Here is a 20,713-nt window from a genome sequence, read left to right as displayed (position 1 = left end):
TTGGGTGCTCCGCAATTGTCATTACAACGGAGCGTTTTTCGTACAACCCTTAACAACCGAATTCACTAATTTTGTTTAACCATTTAATTTGCAATGATATTTTTCAAAGGCTGCGTAAATAGTCGACGCAATGGCAGATATGTCGAACTGATGAGTATCGTAGCAACGAACAACAACGTAAACAGCAGGCCCGTACTTAAATATCGCATCGCAATAACCTCGGGTAACACCATATCTACCGAATAAAGTACGAATCCACAGAAAACTGATAATCCAACGCCAATCATGGCAGTGATAGTATTTTCCGAGACTAACTGTTGCACAATTGTGGCCCTTCTAGCGCCTACCGCCATACGTATAGCGAGTTCATTTTGTCGCATTTGGCTCGTCATGTTAAACACTCCGTAAAGTCCAATCGCCGACAAGAAGATCGTAATCAATGTAATTGCCAATGCGCTATAAATCGTCACTTTACTAAGTAGTAGTCGGTTATCACGGTTCTCAGTCAGGGACTCATAACTAAACAGCGCCAGCTGCGGATCCACTTGCTTTATCGTCTGTATAAGTAGGTCACGAGGTAGTGCCTGCCCGTCATGCGTTTGTACAATCATCATGTTGCGTGAAGGTAAAGATAGTACATACATGCGCGGCGAACTCTCTCGTTCACCCGGTACCAAGATATCTTTAACAATGCCAATCACTCTTAATCCGTTGGTGTAGGTGTAGCCAATAACATCGCCTTCGCTAGCTAATATGTTGGCAAGTGACTGATTGACCACCGCAAGACGTTCGCTCCCCTCAAATTCTTGTTGCGTAAAATCATCTCCGTCAACAAATTCATATTCCATCAGTGAAAAATATCGATGGTCAACCGGCTTAGTCCGCCACGAATGGCTCTTGTTGGTAGAAATGCTGGTCATACCGCTCGTAAAAAACGACGATGGCCTCAGTGCCTGACTAACATCGACCACCATCGGCAAAGATTTCAATTCGGTTATAACGTTTTTCATTACGTCACTGCGCAATGAAGCATTGGCATCAGGCAATGCCAATACGGCAAATGAGCGGTTATCAGGCTGATAACCAAGCGGCTTGTTAAGTAGTGCTATTCCATCAAGTACGAGTGAGATATTGATAAACAACAACAAACTAGCAATCGCCACCTGCGAACTAATCATTGCTTTTCTCACACGCGCTGATACTTGTATGCTCGTACCTTTACCACTTCCAGATAGGTATTGTTGCAGTTTGCGATAATTAATAGCACGCGCCGAAATGGCCGATAACCCAATTGCAACAACCAACGCAACCAATAAGGAAATAGCCATTACTTCACAATAAATTGATAACTCATTCGCTCGTGGGAAATAGTCGGTAAGTATGTTTGCTATCCATGGCAACAATGTGAACGATGCAACTACCGCGACACCACTGGCAATGCTCATTAGTAAAAAGGCTTGCGTGAATATTTGCAATGCAATATGTCGTTTAGTGGCACCAACAGCTGCGGCTATCGCCATGTTTTGACTCTGAGACGATTGCTGTGCAGTGAATAAGTTGGCGATGTTAATAAAGGATATAAGTACTAGGCCGACCACTCCTACAGCCAGTAATCTAAGACTCTCCTGTGCTGGTCCAGTAACTACATCTTGCAACGAATGAAGTGACAAACGTACTGACCAGCCTTTGAAAAAGTTTTCGCTCGCCACTTGCTGCTGCCATTTGCCATTGATCAGTGTTGTGATGTGCTGATTGGCCTGAGTAACTGACAAGGTATCTTTGAATTTCCCAATAAACTTCAACCCGCTATCGTCATTACCCCAACTTTGTCGATCTCGTTCACTCACCGAATTAAAGTCCCACGGAATGTACAGGCCAACGTTGCTCCACGCACCCAGTAGTTTTGGCGCTTGATAGTATTGAGATAGCACTCCGACAACTTGATAAGATCTCCCACCAAAGGTAATCGACTGACCAATGATATTGGTGTTGCTGGCAAAGTTATCTCGCCAATTATCGTATGTTAGGATAGCGACAGGATTGTAACTATTAAGTTGTTCTGTTGCTTCAAATGAGCGCCCTAGCAACATCTCGGCAGGAAACAATGAAAACCATTCAGGTGTCACATAACTTATCTCTACCATAGGTTGTTCTGAATGTGACGTGACGACATCGGCATCAAAATAGGCCATGGTTCCGTTATCTAAAACCGATTGATTTTCATATAAATATGCCAGATTGGGATAAATAAATGCGTTTCCGTCAATTTCTTGAGAATCATTTATAAGTTGATGCTCTACTATCGTCAGTTGGTCTGCATTAGGATACGGCAACGGCTTGTAAAACACCGTATACATGAGTGTGCTTACCAGCATAAACGCAGTTAACGCGAGACTCATTGTTAGGATAACGGTAGCCGTAAACCCTTTCTTGTGCGCAAGTTCCGCACACGTTTGACGAATAAAAAATAAATACATTGCCATTAGCTACCCCTTCAAACTATGACTTATGGGTTGGTTAATAATCGCCCTTACAGGTAGATAGCTGGATATAGCGCCAATGCTCACACAAGATGCAACGGTGCAAAATACAGCCAGCAGTATGTGAGAAGCATTCAGGTTGGGTAAGATATATCCTTGCCAGGGGCTTAATAAGCCGATGATTAGCGCAGAAAGTGTAATTCCAGCGATAACAGGTTTTCCGTTGTCTACTAAAGCAAGTCGAATAATATCAACGCGCTTAGCCCCTAGTGAGAACCTTGTACCAAACTCCCGTTTGCGCATTTGACTGCTATATTCAAGGACACCATACAAGCCAATGCCCGCCAAAAATACCGTGAGAATTGTCAAAACAATTGAAATCACTAAACTGGTATATTCCGCAAATAACAAACGATCGTGATCGCTTTTCAATTCACTATAAGAAAACAGGGTGAACTGTGATGTTGCCTGTTCAATAAACTGCAGCATAGCCGCTTTGCTTAACTGATGCCCTGCTTTAAATTGCACGATAAATACTGGACGCTCGCCTCGATCAGGTGTATAGCGCATCGGCGGCACATGTAACTCATTAGGTTTTTTCGTGCCTTTCACAACACCGATGATTGTATGGTGACGCCCCCAAAACTGCATTTGTTTACCAATAACAGTGCCAGATGGCGAAAGTTGCTGAGCTAATACATCGTTGACTATGACCACGCTATCCCTAGCTCTTATTTGATCACGAGTAAAGTTATCTCCCTCAATAAGTGGCTGATCAAGCACTGAAAAATATTCTTCATCAATGAATTTGGCCTGTGGTGAAAATTGTTCATTACTGTCGACCATGACAAAAGGGAATGTTCCCGACCAAATCAATGGCGAAAGGGACTGGCTAACCTGTGCTACCGCGGGGTGCATCTGCAAGGCGCTTTTGAATTCGTCCAAAGACTGACGTGTTGTTGCTTTATCCATTAACGTCGGATTTTGCGCAGTCAAACGCAATTGCCATCTGTCGTCTAACGACAATGTAGAGGGTGCTATTACTGATTGTATCGCTGACTGCATTATGTTGATGTTGACGAACAATAATAGGCTCGCAATGCTCACCTGGCTAATAATCAGGTTGCGACGTGTCCGTTGCGATATTTGGGCACTTACACCTTTACCACTACTGGCCAAAGCCGAATTTAGCTGGCGGTAATTGACCACTCGCGCACATAAAAACGTAAAGATCGCACTAACCACAAGCAATATGGATAACGTAAGCAGGACATTTGAACTTCCTATCATTAACTCGTTAGCTCTAGGCATTAGGTCCGCAAGATAGATTTGCACAACTTGAAAGCCCGCGGCGGTAGTCATTAGGCTAACAGGTAATGTAAAGAACATGATGACAAGAATTTCAGCGAGTATTGCTTGTTTAATATGCTTTGGCCTCGCACCAAGCGCCGCTTGAATTGATAGACTAAAGTGCTGCTCAATCGTTCGAGCTAATAACAAATTGGTAGTGTTTGCAATGCAAATCACGAATAGACCTAAACAGGCTAAAGACGTCATATAAATGAGCATTGATTGGTCACCATATATGGCTGTTTGCAATGCAATGGCATTTAAAGAGAGCGACCAACCATCATAGCCTGATACGTTTGCCACTTGCATCGTCCAAGCCTCATTTAGCAAGCTATTGAGCATCGCAGCCTGATTATTCTTTTTGTCTGGAGGTGACATAAACAATATGCGTACAGCTTCATCTGGATCTTGCCAGTTCTGCCACCCCATTTGTTTACTCCAATTAAGGTTCCAATTTAGCCATACGTCAACGTCACGCCCTATATCAAAAATTTCCGGATCACGATAACTTGCCTCCATCACACCAACGATTTTGTGATTTATGCCGCGAATGGTGATTGACTCACCTATGACTTCTCTTTGCCCAGCAAAGTGCGATTGCCATAATTGGTAACTAATCAAAGCTTGTGGCGTTACATCATCTAGCGATTTGCCCATCTGTGGTAAATCACCAATGTGCACACCAACATCTAGCATTTGAAACCAGTTATCAGTGACATAGTTGGTCTCAACCGCGGGCTGACTTGGCAGCGAGGTTATAACGTCTGTGATGTTATAACTCAGCGCAATGTCGGCATCTGACGAACGTTGTTTATACAAGTATTCAGCCTGTTCATGCGCAATCCCTTTTGATTGCGGCTGACTCATATCGTCCAGCCATGTGGCTGTTAATAGGTGGAGTTGTTGATGCTTAGGGAAACTGAGTGGGTGATAAACCATCAAGTACACTAACGTCAACGCACAAACCAGCGCGCCTAGTGTCAAACCAATAGATGATGTCATATTAAACAGCAACCCTGGTCGGTGTTTGAGACCATGCCACGCGTGCTGAATTTGTCTTATAAATAAATACATTTCTACAATGCCAATCGATCGAATATTTGAGTAAGTTAGCTTGCTAACTGTGCTTGCGGAGCGCCAAGAATAGTGCCGTCAAGCAAGCGTATTTGCGTGCTGGCCATATCTGCATAACGCGGATCGTGGGTCACCATACAAATAGTCGTACCTTGTTTGTTCAATTCAGCTAATACATCCATCACCATATCCCCGCTTTTCGAGTCAAGGTTACCCGTAGGTTCGTCGACAAGTAACACCGTAGGTTGCGCAACCAGCGCTCTGGCAATTGCAACACGTTGCTGCTGTCCACCTGACAATTGATTAGGACGGTGATTTGTACGATGGCTTAAACCAACCTGCTCTAAACAAGCAATCACGCGTTGTTGGATTTCGCTGCTAGTTGGCTTGTTATCGTTATAACGAAGTGGCAAAGCGACATTGTCAAACACCGACAGTTCGTCAATCAAATTAAACGATTGAAAGATAAACCCAATTTTTTCATTGCGAATCTTGGCCGCCTGATCGAGGTTCAAACTTGTGACGTCGACACCGTCAATCTTGTATACACCACTCGTTGCAACATCCAACAACCCCATAATCGACAATAGTGTCGATTTACCACAGCCAGATGGGCCAGAAATAGCGACATAATCTCCTTCATAAATTGATAAGTTCACGTTTTTTAAAGCGTGAGTTTCCATTTCTTCAGTTTCGAAAACCTTTGCAATGTTTTGCATGTCCAATACTTGCTTTTTCATTCTAATCTTTCCTGTGTTCATTTAACTTTGTCTGGCACTTGAATGTGTTATCAGATTCAACGCACTTTTATTTCGTTTGTATACCGCTTGATCAATTGAGTGATATGTTTTCAGCTTTGTAGTTCGACAAATCACTAATAATTAACGTATCGCTTTCGGTCACACCTTGTACAATTTGGATGAACTTCCCTGCTTTTTCGCCAAATTTGATTGCCACCTGTGATGCACTATCACCCGTTGGTGTAATTCGATAAAAATTTCCTTCGCTTTTTGCATGTGTATTTGCAGGACGTTGCACATAGAGTACATCGGTTAACGACTTAGAAATAATCTCTGCATCGACGTTTTGCTGCAAGCGAGCACTTGTCGGCAATTCGTTCGGCAATGAGATTTCTACTTCTACTGTATTATTCGACACGATTGGGTCGATACGTACCACTTGTCCTTCCACAACGTCTAGTCGCGTATCAACTAGTGCCTTTTGACCAATCATCACAAGACTCGCCTGGCTTTGCGGTACTCTTACTAATGCAATGAGCTCACTAGTACTCCCAATTAGTGCCACTTCTTGACCCGCATTCAAACTCTGTCCCAAAGAAACAGATAGGTGCTGCAATACACCATCGATACCAGCTTTGATCATTAATTTATCAACCCGATCTTGTGCAACGGCTAACATACCGCGTTGCTGACTTACTCTGTCATTGGCGATATTGATTGCCTCAATGTGAACGCTGGTCAGTTGCGCATTTTGTTCTTTGAATAGTGCGATACGTCTCGCTAATTGACTTTCGCGCAAGACACTTTCTTTAAATGTGAGTTCTGAAACAATTCCCTGCTCTACTAACTGCGCTTCCGCATTCTTTTTAAGCAGTGCACTTTCATGCAGTGCTGCCAATTCAGCAAGCCTAGCCTTTTCCTGCAAAAGTTCTCGTTTATGATTCACTTTCAGCTGCCTAAGATTGGCCAAAGCCTGTGATAACTCTTGCTCAGCACTCGTTTTTGCTTGTTCCAACTCAGGATTAGCAAGTTTTACTATGATGCTATCAGCCGTCACCACTGCCCCAGGCTTTAATACGATCTCTTGAACAGTCGCCTGAGAAAATGCAGTCAGCAACTGTAGCTTGTCAGTTGTTAGACTGCCATAACCCGTCACCGTGACATCAATATCACCGCGTTTTACCTCCGTGATCAGCAAGTCTTTTTTAGACAGCGTTACCTGTGTTACTGATTGACGAATAACCAATAGAATCGCAACTATCACCACAATTAATACACTGCCAACCACCCATTTTTGATTTAATATCGAGCGGGGTTTGGCATGCTTTACAACATCCATAGCTTTCTCATGTTTACACAACTTAACCATGTTAAAGCGATTGCCATGCCAAACACATTAAACCTTTTAAAACAACAATTAAGAAAGAAAGCGGTGTCATCTTTATCGCACAATTCCCGAAAACGGACTTAAACCATTCCCATTTTCGGACTGCTTTATTGACAGCTTATTGCAGGTGTTATCCTAGATTTAGAGAATAACGTTAATAAGAGGAAACAACGTAACGCGCTATATGGTGAAAAATTAACAAACACTACTCTCTGTTGTCGAAAAGTGCCAAGACCTAACCATACAATTGTTTAGCGCTGCGTATAGCTATGAACTAGACTACCTGCCATTAGGCGGCATGCGTCGAGTGAGGTAAAATAATCATTGCCGTCGCACCACCTTGCTCGTTGTTAGTCATTTCGAGTACCCCATTGTGCTGCTCGACGACATTGCGGCAAAAATTCAATCCTATACCCTGACCATCAGTTTTGGTGGTATACAATGGGACGAATACATTATCAAGGTTGGCAAAACCGTGTCCGTCATCGCTAATTTCGATAATAGTAAATGCTTCCTGATCAGTGAGCGCTATTGATACTTTGCTGGCTTCTGCTTCGTAGGCGTTTTTGATTAAATTGATTAGCACTTGTTCTAAGAAGTTTGCATCCCCCCAAAAGCGTTCAACTGCCAAATCTAACTCAAATGACAGAGCTTTACCTTGTTCATGTTCGCCTTTAAATAATGTCGTAATGGCCTGAACGAGTTCGCTAGCATTAATCCAACCGCAACATAGTGCATATTTTTGGGATAAAGACGAATAACGCTCAACAAACCGTTGTAAATGCTGACATCGTTCAGTGATCACGGTTAATGCCTGCTTCTCACGTGGCGATTTGCTTCTATCGGCCAAAGACTCTGCCATAGATGAAACTGGCGTCAGCGAATTTCTAATTTCATGGCTTAATACACGTATCAATTGTTGCCATGCCTCGAGCTGATGCTTTCTGAGCGCAGATTCTATGTTAATACATACAAATAATTGGTAGGTTTGTCCCTCGTTAATGAAGTCACTATGTCGGATCTGCCATTTGCTCTGCTTGCCAGAGTCTTTAAAACCCCAGTTTCCCCTCAACAATGTCAACCCTAATCGTTCAGGCGTGAAATGACGATAGACTTGCCAAGGCTGACCAAATAAGTGCTCAAACGCATCATTACTCGATGTAAGTTGCTGCTTTTGATTAAATACAAGTACTGGTGTATCCAATTGAGCGATTAGCTGATATACCAGAAATGCATGCTGATCATAGCGTGACTTTTGGTGTTGTAAGTATTCACTTAGCTGTCGCAGTTGTTGGTGAAATTCGGCGACTTTTCCTTCACGAAAACTCGATTTAGCAAACTGATTATAGTCCTCATTAGCAATTGCATCTAAGTGCAATGTCGCACGATTAAACGCTTGTAACACTTTGCGGCGAAAAGACAAAATGAACCTTGCTAGCATTACAATAACAAATAGACAGGCAATGATATTCCACGCCACTGGCACTGCGTAAAACCAACACAATGCAGCAACAAGTGAAACGATGATTGTACTTAGTAACAGCAAGTGAAAACTGATATATCGCTCTAGCGATATCGGATTAGCTGAGGCCATATTTTTCCAGTCGTCTATACATGGAAGACTTAGTTAATCCAACGAGTTTAGCTGCATTAGCAACATGATTATCCGTTTGTATTAACGCTTGTTTTAATAAATTAACTTCTGCCTCGGCCAACGTCATCATGGGCAGTGTATTTTCAAGAGTTGAAGCATTCGCTACAGAGGATATGTGTAAGTCTTCAGCTTCAATAGTGTCAGACGATGCCAACAATACCGCACGTTCAATCAAGTGCCTCATCTCTCTGACATTGCCAGGCCAAGCATATGATTTTATTGCGCTTTGAGCTGACGTACTCAGACCGTTAACATTGCGCTGGTAACGGCGTGCGAAGCCTTGAATAAGATAATCTGCTAGCGGCAATAAATCACTTTTTCGTGCTCTTAACGGCGGGATATCCAATTCGATAGTATTTAACCTAAAATACAAATCTTGCCTAAAGTCGCCTTGTGAAATGAGACTAGCTAAGTCAGCATTGGTTGCGCTAACGATTCGTACGTCCGCTTTCATCGTTTTGTTCGAGCCAACCGCTTCGTATTCACCAGACTCTAGCACCCGTAACAACTTGTTTTGCTGAGAAACAGGAATGTTTGAGATCTCATCTAAGAATAATGTTCCACCTTTGGCTAATTCAAATCGTCCAATACGATCGGCTTTTGCATCGGTAAATGCCCCTTTTTTATGCCCAAACATTTCACTTTCGAACAAAGTCTCAGTGATCGCGCCCATGTTTACCGAAACAAATGTTCCGTCATTCCGGCCTGATAGTCGATGAAGATAATGCGCACATTCAGACTTACCTGTACCATTCTCACCCGTAAATAAAACCGAAACATCCGTATCGGCAACTGCCTCTATTTTTTTGAACAGACCAGTCATTGCGGTTGACTGCCACACGTAGTGCTCATCACCACTATCATTAAACAATTGCTTGTATTTCGCATTTTCTTGCTGAAGTGATTGAATGGACAATTGCTGCTCAATCGCATGTAGCATTTGCTTGTTACGCCACGGTTTTTCAATGAAATCGCTGGCGCCAGCCTTCATTGCCTGCACAACAAGTTCTGTATTTGTCCATGCTGTCATTGCGACCACGGGGATCGCGATCTCGCTTTCTTTCAGCCACCTTAAGAAACCAAGACCTTCTTCGCCAGAAGTCGTATCTAGCGTAAAATTCATATCAAGCACTATTACATCTATGGCTTCTTGCTTGATCACCACCTGTGCCATTTGCGGATTATCTGCTTCAAAAATAGTGTAGCCATTATCTTCAAGTAATAACGCCAGACTAAGCCGAATATCACTGCGATCATCAACGACGAGTATGTTTGCCAAGTGCTTTCCCATTATCGGACAAATGTATTTTGTCGTTCAAGTTACTGCAATTTACAGGTACGAATCAACCATCAATCGCTTTTTACTATCATTACAATCTAATCATTCAATTTTATTAATCAACCTACTGAGATTAACATTGGTTTCGTAATCAACGATATGAATATCTGCACAAGCTGATATTCAAACAAAATATAAATATGAGGAACACGAAATGACTCAATCAATTATCAATACCAAAATATTACCATTCAACGCGACCGCTTTTCATAACGGTGAGTTTGTTGAAGTAAGTGAACAAGACCTAGAAAATAAGTGGTCTGTGGTTTTCTTTTACCCTGCTGATTTCACATTTGTCTGTCCAACCGAATTAGGTGACATGGCAGACTATTATGAACAACTTCAGTCTATGGGCGTTGAGGTGTACTCAGTGTCGACAGACACACACTTTACCCACAAGGCATGGCATGACGCTTCAGACACTATTAGTAAAATTAAATTCCCGATGATTGGCGACCCAACGGGCAAGATTTCTCGCAATTTTGGTGTGATGATTGAAGAAGAAGGCTTAGCACTTCGCGGCACCTTTGTAATTAACCCAGAAGGTGAAATAAAGATTGCGGAAGTTCACGACCTTGGCATTGGCCGCTCAGCTGCTGAGCTACTGAGAAAAATTCAGGCTGCGCAGTATGTTGCAGAGCATGACGGTGAAGTATGTCCTGCGGCGTGGACGCCAGGCGAAGAAACATTAGCACCGTCTTTAGATTTAGTCGGCAAAATCTAATCGTTGGCCACTTAACTTTAAGGTCTGCGATGAATCTATCGCAGACCACTTATTCTCCATCGAGTAATCGCAATAAATAACGGGAAATAACGATGTTAGACCAAGCACTTATTAAACAGCTAGATACCTATTTAACCAAACTGACCTTGCCAATCACGTTAAGCATTGCAGTAGATGAGAGCAAGAAATCAAAAGAATTATTAACACTGGCACAGCAAATTACTTCACTGTCACCACTCATTAGTTTGGAAAGTTCTACTGACCAAAACGCCCGTATTCCATCTCTCACCGTGATAGGCGAAAAAGGCAGTAACATTAGTTTTGCCGGTGTTCCTTTAGGTCATGAATTTACTTCGCTAGTTTTAGCACTGCTCCACAGCGGAGGTCATCCAATCAAGATATCTGAAGACGACATAGCCCAAGTGCGTTCATTACAAGGAAGCTTTCATTTTGAGACTTATGTGTCATTGAGCTGTCAAAACTGTCCTGATGTTGTTCAAGCGCTCAATATGATGGCTGTGCTAAATTCGAACATTACACATACAATGGTTGACGGTGCATTGTTTGAAGACGAGGTATCAAAACGCAATATCATGTCAGTACCCAGTGTTTTCTTAAATGGACAGTCATTTGCCCAAGGTAGGATCTCTTTAGCCGAGGTTCTTAAGAAAGTAGACAAGAACGCGGCGGCTAAACAAGCTCAGGTACTCAATACTAAAGATATCTTTGATGTATTGGTAGTAGGCGGTGGACCCGCGGGCGCCTCAGCCGCGGTATATGCAGCAAGAAAAGGTATTAAAACAGGCATAGTCGCTGATAGATTTGGCGGCCAGGTACTTGATACTGTTGGTATTGAAAACTTTATTTCAGTTAAGGCGACCGAAGGACCGAAGCTCGTAGCACAACTTGAAGAGCACGTAAGAGACTACGAAGTCGACATAATGACTGACCAACTCGCCAAAAGTATAAGACGAGATGAATTGATTCATATCGAACTCGAAAGTGGCGCGACCCTATCAAGCAAAAGCGTAATTCTAGCGACAGGCGCACGCTGGCGACAAATGAACGTACCGGGAGAAATCGAGTATAAAGGTGCTGGGGTCGCTTATTGTCCACATTGTGACGGGCCACTATTTAAGAACAAACGTGTGGCCGTAATCGGCGGTGGAAACTCTGGCATCGAGGCGGCAATCGACCTCGCGGGAATTGTTGAACACGTGACAGTATTGGAGTTTGACAGCAAATTACGAGCCGACGCTGTGCTCCAGAAAAAAGCGCGTTCACTCGCCAATGTTGACATTATCACTAACGCAATGACCACAGAAGTCGTTGGCGACGGCGATAAAGTAACAGGTTTGACTTATCAAAATAGAGAAACAGGCGAACATCTGCAGTTGGCACTCGCGGGAATATTTGTCCAGATAGGGCTAGTGCCTAACACTGAGTGGCTAAATGATGCCATTGACGTTAGTGAACGTGGTGAAATCATTACTTCCTCGCGTGGTGAAACCTCTATGGCGGGCGTATTTGCTGCGGGTGACGTGACCAATTCCCCGTTTAAGCAAATTATTATTGCGATGGGAGATGGAGCCAATGCTAGTTTAGGTGCTTTCGACTACTTGATACGTCAGGACGTTTCAGCAGAAAAAGCCGCCTAAGTGTTAGCCCCAAGTTCTAATTGCGAATAAACTTGTTGGCTATAGTCGATCAGAGATTGATAAAAGCCTAGTAGTCGCTCATCAATCTCTTGTGGGTTAGCCAGATACCAAGCTAACCCATCTGCTAAAGGCGGTTTTGAAGACAATCGATTAGCAGTACGCGCCAGTGCCAGTTTAACGGATTTCACTTGCCGGTAGCTTTCAAGCCAATTACCTTCAATCATTCGCCCACTTACCTCTTGAAAACGTGAAGGCAAGTGCTCACGTTCGCTTGCTAATTCACGATAAACCTTCAAACTGAACTGCGCTAGTGATTCGTCATGAAAACGCTCAAAATGCTTCGCGACGACATGATCAGCAATAATATCGACAATAATCCCGCCATAGCGACGAAGCTCAGCTAGCTCTACACGGCAAGTTTTAATCGCAGGATGTTGATCTGTATAAACATCAATTTTGCGATGAAGCTTGATACCAAGCTGCCATGAAACAGGCAAACGAGTAATATCAATGCCCTTAGTGAAATCACCAAGCAAATTGCCTGTAATGGAGCTTTGTGTGACGTTAGCTAAATGCGCGTGGGCGAGAAAATTCATATTTGAGTTAAAAGTTGATCAGATTGTAGCATTTCTTCCTGCAACCATTGATTAAACAACTGAATACGTTGAATTCTTGGTGATTGAGGGTCGTATGCCAAATAACGGCGTAATGTTTCAGGATGCTGAATCTTGAACGGAAAGATCAGCTGCCCCGTCATGATATAGGGCGAAAACAATACGCCAGCAGCCAAAGTTACACCATGCCCGCTCAGTGCCGCGCTCAGTGCCATGTCACCAGAAGTAACCATAGATGACAGCTTGTTCTTACGACACTCAGTCACACCAGCTACTTCAAACCACTTTTCCCAAGTAATATCACGTTCGTTAGCTAAACTTACCAAACGGCAATTGAGCAAATCACGCGGATGAGACAATGTCATTCGTTGCTTTAATTCTGGGCTGCAAACCGGATAAACATAATCTTCGCCAAAAGGTTCACAAACAAGCGTGCCTCCTGCATTGAGTCGCTCGATTGGACCAAACCGGATCGCCAAGTCTAAGTGTTTCTTCTTTAGGTCCTCCACTTGATTAGAGCCCAAAATATTGACATTGATGTCAGGATACTGCGCAGAAAACTTATACAATCTTGGCATGATCCAAGACGTCGCAAAAGCGTGTGTTGACGTAACCGTTAAATCACCAGGGATCCCTTCTAATTGAATGCGATTTAACCCTTGAACGATATGTTCAAATCCTTGACGGCACGCGTTAAATAACGTCTCGCCATGTTGCGTCAATAGCATTTGCCGCCCATGGCGAACAAACAACTTGATATCCAGCGCGTTTTCAAGCGTGCGCATTTGCTGGCTAATTGCCGCCTGAGAAACAAACAACTCTTCCGCTGCCGCACTATAGCTCTGATGTCGGGCTGCACTTTCAAAACAATGAAGAGCATTTAAATACTTTAGCCGTTTGTCCATGGGTGCCAATGAATAAGTTTTACTTATATTAAAGTTAATATTTGATCGTTGGCTTGTCTAGCCTAGCTACGCAAAAATATACCTAAGTTAGAAAATAAGCATGAGGATAAATTAATGAATAGCCCAAATTTAACACTATACAATGAAAAAGAATCTAAGGTTTCATGTGAAACAGTTGATAAAACAAACAGACAACAAATGAAAATGATAAGAATTGAGGCTTGGCTTCAACGCATTTCTAATAAGCTGGACTTATCTTATGTTGTACGTCAAAAATAGTACGAGATTGCAGGCCAACACCTATTCGATGTCGGCCTGTAACGTCGCTATTCATCTTGTGAACGACCGCCAAGGCTAGGTGCATGTTGAATAATGCGATCAGCCAATCGCGAAAACGGTAAACTCTGTATCCACACCGTACCATGACCGCTGAGAGTCGCTAGAAACAGTCCTTCTCCGCCAAAAAACATGCTTTTCAGCCCAGACGCCATTTCAATGTCATAGCTAATACCTTCACTAAATGCGACTAAACAGCCTGTATCAAGCTTTAGTGTTTCACCGTTTAAGCGCTTCTCAACGACTGTACCACCAGCATGAACAAACGCTTTGCCATCGCCAACTAGGTGTTGAAGAATAAAGCCCTCACCACCAAAAAAACCACTCCCTAACTTTTTGTTAAATGCGATGTCAATTTTCGTCCCTAATGCTGCACACAAAAATGCATCCTTTTGACAAATAACACTACCACCCTGCTCAGCAAGATCGATAGGAATAATTGAACCTGGATAGGGCGCTGCAAATGCGACCCGATGTTTTTGATAGCCATTGTTGGTAAAATGCGTCATGAAAACAGATTCTCCGGTTAACATGCGCTTGCCAGCAGAGAATAACTTACCCATAAGCCCCTGTTCTGCATCAGAGCCATCGCCCATTTTGGTTTCGAATTCTATGCCTTCTTCCATATAATTCATCGCGCCAGCCTCCGCTATCACTGACTCTTGCGGATCTAACTCTACTTCTACCATTTGCATTGAATGACCGATAATTTCGTAATCAATCTCATGACTTGTCATAGCTGTTTCCTTTTTTCGTAACATTTTTATTTGCTTAACTATGACATAGTTTTTTGTTCAGCGAATATTCATCAATATTTATTTACAATCTTTCTATAGTGGCCTTGAAGAAGAATGTAAAAACTACGGTCAAATACCTTGGTCTATTACTTATCGGTAAAATAATGCTAGTATCTGACCCAACTTAAAACTTTATAATAGTGAGCTTAATCAAAATGAAAAAATTGCTAATTGCGCTTGTTGCGATCATCGCATTACCATTGACTGTTCATGCAACAAAATGGGAAGAAGGTAAACATTACACAGTAGTTCCTGGCCAACCAACTAATACGCCAGAATTGAGAGAGTACTTTTCATATTACTGCCCTGCTTGTCGTAGCTTTGAATCATTGCTACCTGAAGTAACTAAAGCAATTCCTGACAATGCAAAGTTTGTTAAAACACACGCAGATTACATGCAGTTTACATCACAAGAAATTCAATACATGATTGCGCAAGCGAAACTTGTAGCGGATAAGACTGGGCTTGAGAAACCATTTAGCGGTGCTTTATTCAACCACATTCAAACTGAACGCAAGAAAATTGACTCACTTGAAGATTTAGAAGCAATCTATGTAAAAGTTGGTGGTGACGCGAAGAAGTTCCAACAAGGGATGAAGAGCTTTTCTGTGATTAGCCAAGCTAAGCGAGATAAGAAAAATCAAGACCGATTACATCAAGGTCGCTACATTTCAGGCGTTCCAGCATTTGTGGTAAACGGTAAATATACGATTAATGTTCGCTCACTCGACAACAAGAACTTTGTCGAAGAGTTCAAAGCACTCGTAAGCTACTTGTTTACACTTTAAATTCAACTCGTTATTTACGCCAACATAAGCGAACGTTTTGACGCGATGCCATGGATGGCATAGAGCGTCGAAGTACATGGCCCTTCGATACGTCGCTCCTCTTACTCTGGATGAGCGGAATATATTTTAGTATCCCCCCCTGTTCGCTTTTGTAAACACCAATCACAAAACCGAACAACCTACCGATATCACCCGATACACAAAAACACCTAAACGACTGTTTTTAAACATAAATGTACTTTTGGCACGAGATTTCCTTATATCCGAACATATGAAGTTTCATTAAGGATAATTTATGGAAATAACGTTAGCACGCCAATCTCAAAAGAAAAAATGGTTAATGGGTGCCATTTTTGTCAGCTTAATTGGTTATGCCGCTGTTGCTGTTAGCAGCAAATCTGCAAAATCTATCCCTTTGTCTAGTATCGCATTTCAATCGGTTTCTACTGGCGCACTCGATGTTTATGCTAGCAGCTATGGCGAACTCGCTTCGGCAAAAGAACGTCTATTAACGGCGCCGGCACAAGGCAAGGTATCAGAAATATTGGTGCGTCCCGGTACACTCGTCAAACCAGAAACTATCATCTTACAATTGACCAACCCTAAACTGGAGCAGGAAGTCAGTGAAGCACAAGGTGAACTTGCTCAATTACAAGCCCAGCGTGAAGCGTTTAAATATGAACAACAGAATGACCGTTTAAATTATCAAAGCACCATTGCCAATATTGAGGCCGAGCTTGAGAAGGCAAAATTAGAACTATCGGTGAACCAGAACTTAATGGACTTAGGTGTAGCCGCCAAAATAGAACTGCAACGAGCCGAGCTGGCGGTAAAACAACAAACCAAGCGCCTTGAGTTTGAGCAACAAAAATATCAGCAATTCTTGGAAATGCAGAATTATCAATTAACCCAGCGTGATATCACCATTAAGCAACAATCGTCTCAGGTTGCATTGTTAGAAAAACAACTGAGTGATATGCACGTAACCGCAGGAATTCATGGTTCGCTGCAAACGCTTGATATTGAGTTAGGTGAAAGTGTCAGCTTGGGTCAATCGCTTGCAAAAGTGGGAAGTAACACGGAGTTGCTGGCACGTTTACGCATCCCGCAACATCAGGCCGATCAAATAGATATTAACGCGCCTGTGCTCATTGATACGCAAAAAGGTCAACTCAAAGCACGCATTTCGCGCATTGAAAGCATTGTTACCAACGGTTCGATATTGGCTGAAGCATTGATTGAAGATGAGTTAACCTCTAATGCTCGACCAGCGTTAGCCATTTCAGCGCAAGTTTTTATTAAACATGACGACAAGGCCATGTATATTGAGCAGACTTCAGGACTTCGTCCACGTAGTACTAATACGGTGTTTGTTCGCACATCAGAAAATGAACTTGTACAACAAACAGTCTCTTTTGGTGAATTATCGCAAGGGAAACTACTAATCAACAATGGTCTTGAAGAAGGCCAATCCATAGTGTCGACTGACATGAGTAGTTTCACTCAATATCAACACCTATTGATCGAACAATAAACCGTAATAACACGCTTGAAATTAAGGAACAAACAATGAAAAAGATTGTAGAAATGAATAATATTCACAAGCACTACGATGGACAACAAATAGAAACGCACGCACTGCAAGGCGTATCACTAACAATTACGGAAAGCGAATTTGTCGCGATCACAGGACCTTCTGGCTGTGGTAAATCAACACTACTTTCCATTATGGGCTTAATGGATACCGCAAGCGATGGTAACTATCAAATAGCGGGAATAGATACCGTTGGCCTATCGGTTGATCAACGCACGAAGATCAGAAACGAACACATTGGCTATGTTTTCCAATCATTCAACTTAATCGACAACATGACGGTTTTTGACAATGTTGCCCTGCCACTCGAACACCGAGGCACAAATAAAGCAGAAATCAAGCAGCGCGTAGAACAGGTACTAACGGAAGTTGATATGCTACACCGCCAGCACTATCGTCCAAATCAATTATCTGGTGGACAACAGCAACGAATCGCTATTGCCAGAGCACTTGTTAGCAGCCCAGATCTAATCTTAGTCGACGAACCAACAGGTAACTTAGATAGTAAAAATGGCGATCAAGTCATGGCGCTACTTGAAAGTTTGAATAAGAAAGGCGCAACTATCGTTATGGTGACTCACGACACGCGCTATTCACGCTGTGCTAGCCGCCAAATCCAATTGCTTGACGGCAAAGTGGTAAGTGAACGACAACTAAGTGAAGAGTTGCAGGGGGTCGCATGAGTTTATTTCAACACGCAATAACTAACGGCATTGGACGTATTTTTTCTCTACCAAGATTAAGTATTCCATTAATTTTAACGTTAGGGCTCACCTTAGGTTCTGTTCTTACCGTAATTGCAATAAGCAACACGCTATTATTCAAGCCTTTGCAAGGTGTCGCTAACGAGAATGAAATACAAACGCTAGAATATCGATTAAGCATGAGTGAAGAACTTCAGGTTTCCTATTGGAACTTTCGTCGTTTAGCCGATTTTAACAAGCACTTTGGCGATTTGGGGACATGGGCAGGCCTTTCGGTGCTTGAGCAAGAAGTTACCATTGATAACGTAAGTTATCCAACCACCCGATATGACGCATCTAATACGGTTTTGCAAGTACTCGGCACACAGCTGTTACTAGGTGATGACGTCAATATGGACGATCCCGAAAACTACATCTGGATCTCTTATTCTCTGTGGCAGCAAGCTTATGCGGCACAGCCTTCCGTTATAGGTAAGCAACTTACCTTTGAGAATGTCAGCTATACAATCGCAGGTGTCATTGAAGATTTAATGGCGGTCACATCTGATGAACCGGTATTACCACAGCAAATTTGGACGATAAACAATCTAAGTAAATTACTACAAGAGCAGGAATCCACAAATATTGCGAATGACATTGAAGTATTACTGGTAAAAGGTAATAGCGACAATATCACTATGCCGTCAAAAAGTGACATCGATAGCTGGCTGGAAAATTATGTCACGCAGAATACCCCTGCCGATGTCGGCCCTATTTACATGAACTTTATTAAAGGCACGCCAAAAGTTTACGCTACAGGTAGCTATCGCGCTGCCATCATAGGCGATAGTGACAAGCTTATTTTTGCACTGTTTGCTGCGGTGATCGGCCTACTATTAATGGCGGCAATTAACCTGCTGAACCTATTTCTGGCACATTACCAAACTCGTACCAAAGAATTCGCCATCCAGCTAAGTATAGGCGCCAGCCTAGCCAGAATGCGTTTGTTAGTTTTCGTTGAAAACCTGCCGTTATTCTTACTTGCTGCAATTACTGGCGTACTCGTTGCTGGTTGGATTGTAAAAAGCCTGCCGTTGATTGCCGGTAACAACTTACCATTCATTGACCAAATCTCACTTGACGCGACAGTAGTGTTAATTAGTTTGCTTATTATCGCGATACTCAATGTGGTGTTTAGTGCATTATCACTTGTCGACATTGATAAAGTTTCACTCATCAGCAACCTGTCGAGCAGTGGTAAAGGGGTTCAAGCACAATCAAATCAAACCATAAGTAAGTCACTCATGATCTTGCAGCTCGCCATCGCCTCTATTTTACTCACGGCGTCTGTAATGTTGGCATTGCAAAGTTTTCAAGCCGTGTACCGTGACCTAGGTTATAACTACGATAATACCTATGAAGTGCAAGCCTATATTGAAGATGATGAATACGCATTAAAACTTCAGGGCGCTGAAAACTACCAAACGAGCGAAGCCAAGCAACTACATGATCAAATTACAGGCTTGATTGAGCAAGAGATCCAAGGAAGTCGCGTCGTTGTTGCCTCGATGGCACCATTATCCTCGTCAGTAAACATCAGTGTATTCAGCGAGCCTGAAACGCCCGACAATCAAATCATGTATCAGCGCAGAAATTTAAGCGCAGACTTTTTCGAGATTTTTGATATACCGTTTCTAGCGGGCACTAACTTAACTGAACGTCAAATCAGGCAAAATGAGCCAAGAATTGTCATTGATGAAAATATGGCTAAGAGTCTGCACCCTGACCTTCCATTGCAAGACGTTATTGGCAAAACAATAAGATTGGGTAATTCAAGCAATGATGAACCATTTATAATCACAGGAATTGTCCCAACCACACACAGCCGCGCAGGCTCTATCACACCAATGCAAATTCCTGTTATCTATCGTGCTGATATTGGTGCTGACAGACGGATGAGCTTTACGGTGAACGTGGCAGCAGGTCAAACATTTACCACGGCGATGATCAGCGACAAATTTGCACAAACTTTCCCAATGCTTTCAAACCTACAAGTGCGGTCTCTTGATACTCTGTGGGAAAATCAAACCTTAAACCAACGAGTGAATTTGTATGTCGTACTCGCAATGACAGCGTTGACCATTTTTCTAGCCGCTATTGGGATTAGCGGACTCACACAGATGACCACAAATCACCGCAAGTATGAACTCGCTGTGCGCATGGCAACGGGCGCTAAGCAAAGTCGATTGGTGCAATTCATTTTAAAAGATGCACTTTGGATGTTGGTCATAGGGCTTGGAATTGGTTTTATCTTGTCAGTATTTGGTTATCGTGAGATTCAATCTCAACTTGACCTGTTGCCCCCATTCGATTGGCAAGCGATGGTAATATTGGATATCGGACTAATTACTATTGTTGTGTGTTCGGTGCTGATCCCTGCTTGGCGTGTCGTAAAACAAGATCCAATGAAGGCATTAAGGACTGACTAAACATTCATTAATCTAATGGAAAAAAGTCGTTAAACGGGGTAGCATTTAGCACTCGGTTTAACGACTTAAACCAATAAAAAATAACACAAATAATCGCACTA

General features: G+C 42.6%; 16 protein-coding genes. 7 read left to right on the top strand and 9 right to left on the bottom strand.

Annotated elements, in window-relative coordinates; genetic code table 11:
- Positions 1 to 83: 83 nt before the first annotated feature.
- From ACSLUK_RS18310 to ACSLUK_RS18285, 6 genes are all read right to left on the bottom strand, one after another.
- A complete protein-coding gene (locus tag ACSLUK_RS18310) occupies positions 84 to 2,483 on the bottom strand; it encodes an ABC transporter permease (RefSeq protein WP_448550241.1) in 2,400 nt (799 codons plus the stop codon).
- 3 nt (positions 2,484 to 2,486) lie between these two features.
- A complete protein-coding gene (locus ACSLUK_RS18305) occupies positions 2,487 to 4,832 on the bottom strand; it encodes an ABC transporter permease (protein WP_448550240.1) in 2,346 nt (781 codons plus the stop codon).
- A 107-nt stretch (positions 4,833 to 4,939) separates the two neighbouring features.
- Positions 4,940 to 5,644 carry an ABC transporter ATP-binding protein gene (locus ACSLUK_RS18300; protein ID WP_448550239.1) on the bottom strand — a complete coding sequence of 235 codons (705 nt, stop codon included), beginning with the start codon at positions 5,642 to 5,644 and terminating at the stop codon, positions 4,940 to 4,942.
- A 91-nt stretch (positions 5,645 to 5,735) separates the two neighbouring features.
- Positions 5,736 to 6,983 carry an efflux RND transporter periplasmic adaptor subunit gene (locus tag ACSLUK_RS18295; protein WP_448550238.1) on the bottom strand — a complete coding sequence of 416 codons (1,248 nt, stop codon included), beginning with the start codon at positions 6,981 to 6,983 and terminating at the stop codon, positions 5,736 to 5,738.
- 337 nt (positions 6,984 to 7,320) lie between these two features.
- The gene (locus tag ACSLUK_RS18290) at positions 7,321 to 8,625 is read right to left on the bottom strand and encodes a sensor histidine kinase (RefSeq protein WP_448550237.1); all 1,305 of its coding nucleotides are present in this window, start codon (positions 8,623 to 8,625) and stop codon (positions 7,321 to 7,323) included.
- Positions 8,612 to 9,964 carry a sigma-54-dependent transcriptional regulator gene (locus ACSLUK_RS18285; RefSeq protein WP_448550236.1) on the bottom strand — a complete coding sequence of 451 codons (1,353 nt, stop codon included), beginning with the start codon at positions 9,962 to 9,964 and terminating at the stop codon, positions 8,612 to 8,614. Before ACSLUK_RS18285 ends, ACSLUK_RS18290 begins: the two co-directional genes overlap by 14 nt.
- A 214-nt stretch (positions 9,965 to 10,178) precedes the next feature.
- Here ACSLUK_RS18285 and ahpC point away from each other — a divergent pair, with 214 nt between their 5' ends.
- Both ahpC and ahpF read left to right on the top strand, forming a co-directional pair.
- Positions 10,179 to 10,748, top strand: a complete 570-nt coding sequence (gene ahpC / locus ACSLUK_RS18280) for an alkyl hydroperoxide reductase subunit C (protein ID WP_448550235.1) — start codon at positions 10,179 to 10,181, stop codon at positions 10,746 to 10,748.
- A gap of 92 nt (positions 10,749 to 10,840) precedes the next feature.
- A complete protein-coding gene (ahpF, locus tag ACSLUK_RS18275) occupies positions 10,841 to 12,406 on the top strand; it encodes an alkyl hydroperoxide reductase subunit F (RefSeq protein WP_448550234.1) in 1,566 nt (521 codons plus the stop codon).
- Here the strand turns inward: ahpF and ACSLUK_RS18270 are convergent.
- Both ACSLUK_RS18270 and ACSLUK_RS18265 read right to left on the bottom strand, forming a co-directional pair.
- The gene (locus ACSLUK_RS18270; protein ID WP_448550233.1) at positions 12,403 to 13,002 is read right to left on the bottom strand and encodes an acyl carrier protein phosphodiesterase; all 600 of its coding nucleotides are present in this window, start codon (positions 13,000 to 13,002) and stop codon (positions 12,403 to 12,405) included. The two genes, ahpF and ACSLUK_RS18270, sit on opposite strands and share 4 nt — an antisense overlap.
- Positions 12,999 to 13,925: a LysR substrate-binding domain-containing protein gene (locus tag ACSLUK_RS18265; RefSeq protein ID WP_448550232.1), complete on the bottom strand. Its 927-nt coding sequence runs from the start codon at positions 13,923 to 13,925 to the stop codon at positions 12,999 to 13,001. Before ACSLUK_RS18265 ends, ACSLUK_RS18270 begins: the two co-directional genes overlap by 4 nt.
- Positions 13,926 to 14,039: 114 nt before the next feature.
- Here ACSLUK_RS18265 and ACSLUK_RS18260 point away from each other — a divergent pair, with 114 nt between their 5' ends.
- On the top strand, positions 14,040 to 14,204 hold the full coding sequence (locus ACSLUK_RS18260) for a hypothetical protein (protein WP_448550231.1): 165 nt from the start codon (positions 14,040 to 14,042) through the stop codon (positions 14,202 to 14,204).
- A gap of 47 nt (positions 14,205 to 14,251) precedes the next feature.
- Here ACSLUK_RS18260 and ACSLUK_RS18255 read toward each other — a convergent pair whose 3' ends face one another.
- On the bottom strand, positions 14,252 to 14,998 hold the full coding sequence (locus ACSLUK_RS18255) for a TIGR00266 family protein (RefSeq protein ID WP_448550230.1): 747 nt from the start codon (positions 14,996 to 14,998) through the stop codon (positions 14,252 to 14,254).
- Positions 14,999 to 15,213: 215 nt separating this feature from the next.
- Here ACSLUK_RS18255 and ACSLUK_RS18250 point away from each other — a divergent pair, with 215 nt between their 5' ends.
- From ACSLUK_RS18250 to ACSLUK_RS18235, 4 genes are all read left to right on the top strand, one after another.
- Positions 15,214 to 15,846: a thiol:disulfide interchange protein DsbA/DsbL gene (locus ACSLUK_RS18250; RefSeq protein WP_448550229.1), complete on the top strand. Its 633-nt coding sequence runs from the start codon at positions 15,214 to 15,216 to the stop codon at positions 15,844 to 15,846.
- Positions 15,847 to 16,141: 295 nt separating this feature from the next.
- On the top strand, positions 16,142 to 17,380 hold the full coding sequence (locus ACSLUK_RS18245) for an efflux RND transporter periplasmic adaptor subunit (protein WP_448550228.1): 1,239 nt from the start codon (positions 16,142 to 16,144) through the stop codon (positions 17,378 to 17,380).
- A 35-nt stretch (positions 17,381 to 17,415) separates the two neighbouring features.
- Entirely contained in the window at positions 17,416 to 18,123 is a 708-nt protein-coding gene (locus ACSLUK_RS18240; protein ID WP_448550227.1) for an ABC transporter ATP-binding protein, read from the top strand.
- On the top strand, positions 18,120 to 20,612 hold the full coding sequence (locus ACSLUK_RS18235; RefSeq protein WP_448550226.1) for an ABC transporter permease: 2,493 nt from the start codon (positions 18,120 to 18,122) through the stop codon (positions 20,610 to 20,612). The genes ACSLUK_RS18240 and ACSLUK_RS18235 overlap by 4 nt, the downstream gene beginning before the upstream one ends.
- The last annotated feature ends 101 nt before the right edge of the window (positions 20,613 to 20,713 follow it).

The sequence above is a fragment of the Thalassotalea fusca genome (genome assembly GCF_053485835.1).
This window is presented reverse-complemented; position numbering and strand designations above follow the sequence as displayed.